Below are 8,292 nucleotides of genomic sequence, written 5' to 3'. Positions count from 1 at the left end.
CGATCGAGTTTTAGGATTTAGTGGTGCGGGCATGGGTTGTCATGCCGAGTACAAGTGTCTGCCCGCAGATGGGATGGTGGTACTCAAGCCAGACAATCTCAGCTACGAAGAAGCTGCCGCCATCTCTTTTGGCGGCACGACGGCATGGGATTTCCTCCGCAGAGGAAACCTTCAAAGCGGTGAAAAAGTCCTCGTCAATGGTGCCGCTGGGTGTGTTGGGACAGCGGCGGTGCAACTTGCCAAATACTTGGGCGCAGATGTAACGGGAGTATGCAGTACCGCGAATCTAGAACTGGTGCAGTCGTTGGGAGCCGATCGCGCGATCGATTACACCAAAGAGGATTTTACAGCTAATGGTCAAACCTATGACATCATCGTCGATACCGTCGGTACGGCTCCCTTCGATCGTGTCAAAAATTCGCTGACAGCAGGCGGTCGTCTGTTACAGATTTTAGCTGGATTGCCAGATATCCTAATCGCACCATTGATATCGATGACTGGTAGCAAGAAAGCGATTGCTGGACCAGTAGCAGAGCGGGTGGAGGATGTCCAGTTGCTCGCCAACTTAGCAGCAGCGGGATCGTTCAAACCATACATCGATCGATCCTATCCATTCGATCGGATCGCGGAGGCGCACAGCTATGTGGACACAGGGCATAAAAAGGGAAATGTAGTCGTAACTTTGGAAGTATAAATCCAACACATGACAAAATGAGGCGATCGATCTCGATGCCGTTGAAAAGAGCCGAGATCGTACCTGGCTTGTCCGAGAAGTCGGTTTGTAGTAAGACATAGTTGAGTTAAGTTTAATCAACAGCGATCGCCAACGATCGACTTAAACTCTCAAGCTAAGATAAGAAGATTGAAGTAATACTTACCTAGTATGGATCGAACCGACTAGAATAGACACCGCAGCCTCCAGCTAAACCACCCAAATTATTTAAATTATTTAAGCGATTATATTTAACCCTTATGGGCAAACCAACCGGATTTATTGAATACCTGCGCGAAGTCGAAGGCGAACTCGCCCCACTCGATCGCATTCACAATTGGGACGAATTTCACCTGCCCATGCCCGATCAAAAGCTCCGCAATCAGGGAGCTAGATGCATGGACTGTGGCACTCCCTTCTGCCATACCGGAACGCTAATTAGTGGCATGGCCAGCGGTTGCCCGATTAATAACCTGATCCCCGAATGGAACGATCTGGTCTATCGCGGACTCTGGCGCGAAGCCCTCGATCGGCTTCACAAAACCAACAATTTCCCAGAATTCACGGGTCGAGTTTGCCCCGCACCCTGCGAAGGCTCCTGCGTACTGGGCATCCACAACCCACCAGTGACGATCAAAAGCATCGAACACTCGATCGTCGATAAAGGCTGGGCAGAGGGCTGGATCGTCCCCGAACCCCCCGCCCAACGCACGGGCAAGAAAATCGCGATCGTCGGTTCTGGCCCCGCTGGACTCTGTGCCGCCGCTCAACTTAATAAAGCCGGACATTGGGTGACAGTATTAGAACGCGCCGATCGACCGGGCGGATTGCTGATGTACGGCATCCCCAACATGAAGCTGGAAAAAGAACGAGTCGTGCTGCGCCGGATTGAACTCCTCGAAGCCGAAGGCATCGCTTTTAAATGCAACGTCGAAGTCGGTAAAGATCTTAGTGCTGAAGATCTCCGCAAAGACTATGATGCCGTCATCCTCTGCACTGGAGCCACCAAACCGCGCAATCTGCCGATCGAAGGTCGCGACTTCAAAGGTATCCACTTCGCAATGGAATTCCTCACAGCCAATACCCAGGCGGTATTAGACGGCAAAGAACATCGTGACTTTATCTCTGCCGCTGGCAAAGATGTCTTCATCATCGGCGGTGGCGACACGGGGACAGATTGCGTCGGCACCTCGATCCGCCACGGCTGCAACAGCGTCGAGCAGCTAGAAATCATGCCCATGCCCCCAGCAACCCGCGCCGCCAATAATCCCTGGCCGGAATGGCCGAAAGTGTACAAAATGGACTACGGCCAAGAAGAAGCCGCCGCGAAATTTGGTGCCGATCCGCGTGCCTATCTCACCACCGCTACCAAATTTGAGGGCGACGAACATGGCAATGTCACCGCCGTTCACACGGTTCAAGTTCAGTGGGAGAAAAACGAACAGGGACAGTTTGTCCTCCAACACGTTCCAGGCACCGAAAAAGTGAACCCCGCCCAACTCGTACTGCTAGCAATGGGTTTTCTCGGCCCCGAACAACTACTTGTGGATGCACTAGGTTTGGAAAAAGACCCTCGCAGCAATATCAAAGCCGAACACGAAAAATACACCACGAGTATTCCTGGTGTCTTCGCCGCTGGCGATTGCCGTCGCGGTCAAAGTCTGGTCGTCTGGGCATTCAATGAAGGTCGTGGTGCCGCTCGTGAATGCGATCTGTATCTGATGGGAAGTACTGACTTGCCCTAGGGTATGTTATGAGAAGGAATGTTAATTAAATTGACCTTCCTTCTCAAAGTAAGAACACGATCGTCAATTAACAACTGCATCGAGGTAAATAACATGCAAGTCTCATTACAAACTGTCTACGATAATCTCGAAAAGATCGATCTAGTCGATCCGACAACTAGTGCGATGTACCGACAATCAGCACAGGAAGTATTAGCCGATCCTGAGATTAGTTTAGAGTGGCGCAAAGCTATTTCCGATCGACTCAATCAAGTCAATCATGAGCTAACAGTTCACGCTCATGTGGATGACGATAGTTATTAATTAATAATTGATAATTGATAATTGATAATTAAATTTAGCTGTAGGTTGGGTAGAGCGAAGCGAAACCCAACAGCACCAATATTTGAACCTAATAAAATGACGTGATCGTCGATCGAACATTGGGTTCATTGGGTTTTGCATGGGTCTTTTGACAATCGGTATTTGTCATAAATACTCATTTCTGGACTATTCCAATCATCATAAACATCCTTGCTCGCATCAGTATGACTGTTGCAAATCAGATCGCAGTCACATATCTAAAGCATATTTTACTCGATCGGCCAGCCATTGCAAGGAGAAAGAGGCGTTAAAATGTATATCGAAGGTGTAATACAACAAAGCTCATACATGACTGGACATTTGACCGGACAAATGCTAGAATCGAGGTAAATCAGCATCTATGTCATGATTACTGCAACTTCCCCCAGACTAGATCCAGCCATAATTCGACAGAAATTGTCCCTATCTCAAGAAAAACTCAGTAGTTTACTAAAAGTCAGTAGTAAGACTGTCAATCGTGCGGAAAAACAACATTTACCGCTCAAAGATGCTGATGCTCAAGCTAGATTAGCTAAATTAGATGAGATCGTCACTCTAGGGTTGATGGTTTACACCCTTGATGGCTTGAAAGAATTTTTAACTACTCCACTTCCCGTGTTCGACTTGCCAAAGGCAACGCTTCGCGAACGATATACTGCCCTAGATCTCATGCAAATTGGCGATTTCGATCGGGTGATTAGTGCCTTGGCAGCAGATTTTGAAGGATTGGGCTTCTAGATGTCGATTCAATCATACATTCAGCCGTGGCAGGGCACTGCCGTGCGGCATATTCCCAAGCTAGCCGAGCAGCAGTATGATATCTACGACTTTAGTTACGCGGGTAGGAGTGCCGAAAATCGCTGGAATCTTTACGGAGAAACAACACTATATTTGGCTAAGGAGAAAAATATTGCTCTAGCTGAGTACGCACGACATTTTGAGGTCGATCGATCGACATCGCTAGCGCGACAGATCCAAGAGCGAATCGTCTATCGATTTGATGTCAGGCTAGAACGGGTATTGAATTTGTGTCAACCGGAAGTATGGCAAGAATTGTCCCTTGGTGACGCACCTAATTGCTTCCAAAATCGAGATATTGCTAGAGCTTGTGCTAATTTTATTCGCTATACTACCCCAGCAACGGCGATATTTGTCCCATCGATGGCGTTTTTGGATGATGTCGAGCAGTGGTGTTTGGTGCTATTTTTAGAAAAACTGCCTTCAGATGTGCGGGAATTTTTACCGAACGTTGTTAGTGATGGGAGTTTTCGGATCGATTGATGTTGTTGCTCCGCTCTCATAGTGTGTCGATTCAGATTCTGAATGAACCCGATCGAGTGAATTTAGTTTTTAAAAACTTGCACATGCTATAATTTACAAGAGATATGTTAGGTATATACATATCGCTAGCAACTCTGTCGATATGATTAAATCAGTAGCAGCACCTCAGTACAAAGATTTAGACTATTATTGCAAATGTTTTGCTAAACTCAAGGTAAGTAAAACCAAAGAACGTGGACTGGCTAGCCATAAACCAATTCTGATTTTAGCGGTATTAGAACTAATTACTCAACGATCGATCGTCGAAAATCGTATTCTAGTATCTGATGAGTTAATTGAGGTTTTCAAAAGATATTGGAGTATTTTAGTTGGTGAGTCTATTTATACAGATGCGCTGCATTATCCATTCGTTCACTTGCGAAGTAGTGGATTTTGGCATGTTAAATTCAAAGATAATTTTACAGGTGTACGAATTAAAACTACTAATAAGTTAAAAGAATTCGTAGATTATGCTTGTTTAGATGATACGTTATTCGATCTTCTTCAAGATTCATTGGCTAGACAAGTATTGATAGATAGCTTAGTAGCTACTTGGTTTGCAGATAGCCAGATTAAACTCAGTGATACTTTTGATGTCAATCAAAGATTTGAGAACGCAGAACAAATAGAACTAGAAAATCCAGACTCAAAGATTAAGTTTGTATTCCGCAAGTCATTTGTTAGAAGTTCTTTCTTTCGCAAATCAGTTGTGGAAGAATATGATTATAGATGCGCTTTCTGCAAATTAAAAATCATCAGAAATCCTAATCAAAATATTGTTGATGGTGCTCATATCATCCCTTTTTCTCAATCCTTTGATAGTAGGATGGATAATGGAATATCTTTGTGTAAAAATCACCATTGGGCATTCGATTTAGGCTGGTTTAGTATCGATGATAAATATCGCATATTAGTCGGACAGGGACTAGATGATGATTCACCACATGCCAGATCGATGCAAGACTTTCATCATGAATCGATCGTATTGCCTAACAATGAACAGTATTTCCCAAGACTAGAATCATTAAAATGGCATCGAGATAATAAATTCAAGCCTTAATTAATTAAATTATATATTGTGAACGATCTTCAGATAGCTTTGCCCTCATCACGAAATTTAGAACAATTAGTAGAACATATTCAAGAACTTACTCAAGAGATTCAAGATCTATATATTAGTGATAGTATCCCGTGGGTAATTGGAATTTCTTGGGGTAAAGACTCATCAACAATCTTACAATTGATTTGGACTGCGATCGAGAAATTGCCCGTCGAGCGGCGACACAAGAAAATTTATGTGATGACCACAGATACATTAGTAGAAAATCCGATCGTTTCAGCTTGGGTCGATCGATCGATCAAAATATTAACAGCGGCAGCTAAAGAAAAGTCAATGCCATTCGAGCCACATTTACTTCAGCCTGAAGTAAAAAACTCATTTTGGACATGCTTGATTGGCAAGGGATATCCAGCTCCACGGAATGGTTTCCGGTGGTGTACGGAACGGATGAAAATCAAACCAGTCAATCAATTTATTCGTGATGTTTTGAGAGTTTATGGTGAAACCATTATTGTTTTAGGTGCCCGTAAAAGTGAAAGTTCTGTTCGTGCCGCAGTTTTGAAAAAGAATGAAGTAGGTAGAGTCAGAGATAGATTAAGTCCCAATCCTAATTTAGCTAATTCTCTTATTTATACACCGATCGAAGATTGGCGGACTGACGAGGTGTGGATGTACCTGATGCAGTTTGAAAATCCTTGGGGCGGAAACAATAAAGACTTATTTACCCTGTATCGAGGTGCGACTGCCGATAATGAATGTCCTTTAGTCGTAGATACATCTACAGCTAGCTGTGGTGATTCGCGCTTTGGGTGCTGGGTATGTACGTTGGTAAGCAAAGATAAGTCAATGGAGGCAATGATTCAAAACGATGAAGAGAAAGAATGGCTACAGCCACTATTAGATCTGCGGAACGAACTAGATATTTATGACGATCATGATAAACGTGATTTTCGGCGAATCTATGGGAAAGTAGAACTTTTTGAGCGTAAATCTAAAGACAAGAAAGATGAGACTGAAGTGATCCCAATTCCTGGTCCCTATACTAAATTCTGGCGCGAACATTGGTTGCGGCGGGTGCTAGAAGCACAGGTACAAATCCAGCAAACTGCGCCAGTAGATATGCGAGATATTACGCTGATTACTGATGAAGAACTAGGCGAAGTCAGACGAATTTGGTTGGAAGAGAAACATGAATTTGACGATAGTTTACCGCGCATTTATGAAGAAGTAATGGGCAAACCTTTTAAAGATAATCGCATCCAGGAAAAGCAACTCTTAGGCGGGGATGAATGGTCGATCTTAGAAGAGATCTGTAACGATGATGCCATGCATCTAGAATTGATGGCAAAGTTGCTCGATACCGAACGCCAACATGCTACCAAATCACGGCGGGGGGTTTTTGAAAACCTCGAAAAGTGTTTCGATAGTAGTTCTCGATCGAAAGCAGAAGCCATCGCTATCGCCCATGAGAAGCGCGATTTGAAGGAGGCTGCCAGTCAGGGTGATGTCGGTAAGGTGAAGCAATTAACCTGGGCGCAGATGAAGTTTAAGACTGATGAGGCAACAGAGGGGGAATGATGTTTGAGCAGTAGATTCATTGACTAATGTATTCTCTCCTGTCGTAAAGATCGATCTTGGCACCTCCAAGCGCAACTATCGATCGGATCGCATCTTGCACCAATACATAAAAACTAGTAAAGACCAGGGATCTGAGGTTTTCTCCGACGCAGAGTGCGTCAAGACAGGGACACCCCTACACAATTAACTTGTAGGGGTGCCCCTTGTTGGGTACCCTAGATCTACGCCCAGAAATAGTACGTTAGAGCTGTCGTAAGGTGTGAATCGGGACGAAATCTTAAAAAAAAGTATCGTAATTAACCAAATACTATTTACTGCCAGATAATTTCATTTATCATCAAGATAAGTAAAGCTAATCAGTAGTATAAGGGGGATCGTAGTAATGAGGGAGCGAACGGATTGGCAGGAAACGCCAGCAGAAGGATCTATCTACCACCCTGGCCAAAAGGTGGAAGTTAAGCACCGTCCAGGGACGATCGATACTGTGATTGCTTACGATCCGATGATGGTGCCACCAGTGATCCTCGCGATCGATCCCCAGCCGCGCTACCCTGAAGAATTAACATTAGTCGATCGCGCTGGGACGGGATTTAATTGGTTGAATCCCTGGCATAAAGCCATCCCTAACTCCCCACTTGGAGTAGATAGCCCGCGAAAACTGGTAACTAATGTCTAATCGCTGGCAGCGGGGATCGATCTGTGCCTGTGCCACCGAAGCTGAAGATCCGATTGCGAATTGTAACGCACTTCTCCCGCATGAGGTCAATTTTCTGCGATACTGATAAACCGATAAAAGAATAATTGTTGGGACGATCTCATGCGGGATGCTGTAACAAATCTCATTAAAACTTACGATATCACAGGTCGTTATTTAGACCGAAACGCGATCGATAGCTTAAAATCCTATTTTGATACTGGAGCGGCGAGAATTGCTGCTGCGGGGGTAATCAATGCCAATGCAGCCGCGATTGTCAAACGGGCAAGTTTGCAGCTATATGAAGAATTGCCAGAACTCATTCGTCCTGGTGGTAACTCTTATACAACCAGGCGTTATGCAGCTTGTTTGCGGGATATGGATTATTATCTGCGCTATGCCAGCTATGCGATCGTTGCTGGAGATACCAATGTCTTGGACGAGCGCGTCCTCCAAGGCTTGCGAGAGACTTATAACTCTCTAGGTGTTCCCATCGGGCCAACAGTGCGGGGTATCCAAATCATCAAAGATCTCGTCAAGGCTCAGTTGGTAACGGCGGGAATCGCCGATACTAGCTGTGTGGATGCACCTTTCGACCATATGACCCGCGAGATGAGCGAACGGGATCTTTAAAGCAGCCGATCCAAACAACCCAAGTGGGTTGTTTGCTCGATCGAGCTTACCAAATTGCATAAATTGATACCAAAAGCGATCGTCACCGCTGCTATCTTGAGGTTAGCAGCGGTGACGATCGCTTTTGGTATCAATTTATGCAATTTGGTAAGCTCGATCGAGCAAACAACCCACTTGGGTTGTTTGGATCGGCTGCTTTAAAGATCCC

10 protein-coding genes are annotated in these 8,292 nt (G+C 44.9%); 9 read left to right on the top strand and 1 reads right to left on the bottom strand.

Features of this window, described 5'->3' with window-relative positions:
* From RMO27_RS10315 to apcB, 9 genes are all read left to right on the top strand, one after another.
* Positions 1-694, top strand: a 694-nt coding sequence (locus RMO27_RS10315) for an NAD(P)-dependent alcohol dehydrogenase (RefSeq protein ID WP_309732052.1), incomplete at its 5' end; no start/stop codon positions are given.
* A 278-nt stretch (positions 695-972) separates the two neighbouring features.
* On the top strand, positions 973-2,457 hold the full coding sequence (gltD, locus tag RMO27_RS10310; protein WP_309732050.1) for a glutamate synthase small subunit: 1,485 nt from the start codon (positions 973-975) through the stop codon (positions 2,455-2,457).
* 93 nt (positions 2,458-2,550) lie between these two features.
* Positions 2,551-2,760 carry a hypothetical protein gene (locus RMO27_RS10305; RefSeq protein ID WP_309732048.1) on the top strand — a complete coding sequence of 70 codons (210 nt, stop codon included), beginning with the start codon at positions 2,551-2,553 and terminating at the stop codon, positions 2,758-2,760.
* Positions 2,761-3,165: 405 nt separating this feature from the next.
* Positions 3,166-3,537, top strand: coding sequence for a transcriptional regulator (locus tag RMO27_RS10300; RefSeq protein WP_309732047.1), 372 nt, complete (start codon positions 3,166-3,168; stop codon positions 3,535-3,537).
* Positions 3,538-4,080 (top strand): RES domain-containing protein, encoded by a 543-nt coding sequence (locus RMO27_RS10295; protein ID WP_309732045.1) that lies wholly within the window; start codon positions 3,538-3,540, stop codon positions 4,078-4,080.
* A gap of 142 nt (positions 4,081-4,222) precedes the next feature.
* Positions 4,223-5,179, top strand: coding sequence for an HNH endonuclease (locus RMO27_RS10290; protein ID WP_309732043.1), 957 nt, complete (start codon positions 4,223-4,225; stop codon positions 5,177-5,179).
* Between the two features lie 15 nt (positions 5,180-5,194).
* Positions 5,195-6,757, top strand: coding sequence for a DNA phosphorothioation system sulfurtransferase DndC (gene dndC / locus RMO27_RS10285; protein WP_396133660.1), 1,563 nt, complete (start codon positions 5,195-5,197; stop codon positions 6,755-6,757).
* Positions 6,758-7,139: 382 nt separating this feature from the next.
* Positions 7,140-7,433 carry a hypothetical protein gene (locus tag RMO27_RS10280; protein WP_309732037.1) on the top strand — a complete coding sequence of 98 codons (294 nt, stop codon included), beginning with the start codon at positions 7,140-7,142 and terminating at the stop codon, positions 7,431-7,433.
* Positions 7,434-7,574: 141 nt separating this feature from the next.
* The gene (apcB, locus tag RMO27_RS10275; protein WP_309732035.1) at positions 7,575-8,084 is read left to right on the top strand and encodes an allophycocyanin subunit beta; all 510 of its coding nucleotides are present in this window, start codon (positions 7,575-7,577) and stop codon (positions 8,082-8,084) included.
* Here the strand turns inward: apcB and RMO27_RS10270 are convergent.
* Positions 8,081-8,227 (bottom strand): hypothetical protein, encoded by a 147-nt coding sequence (locus RMO27_RS10270; RefSeq protein WP_309732034.1) that lies wholly within the window; start codon positions 8,225-8,227, stop codon positions 8,081-8,083. The two genes, apcB and RMO27_RS10270, sit on opposite strands and share 4 nt — an antisense overlap.
* Positions 8,228-8,292 lie beyond the last annotated feature (65 nt).

The organism is Chamaesiphon sp. OTE_75_metabat_556 (assembly GCF_031378165.1).
Lineage (GTDB): Bacteria > Cyanobacteriota > Cyanobacteriia > Cyanobacteriales > Chamaesiphonaceae > Chamaesiphon.
Note: the sequence above shows the minus strand (reverse complement) of the source record. Positions and strands in the feature narration are given on the sequence as shown.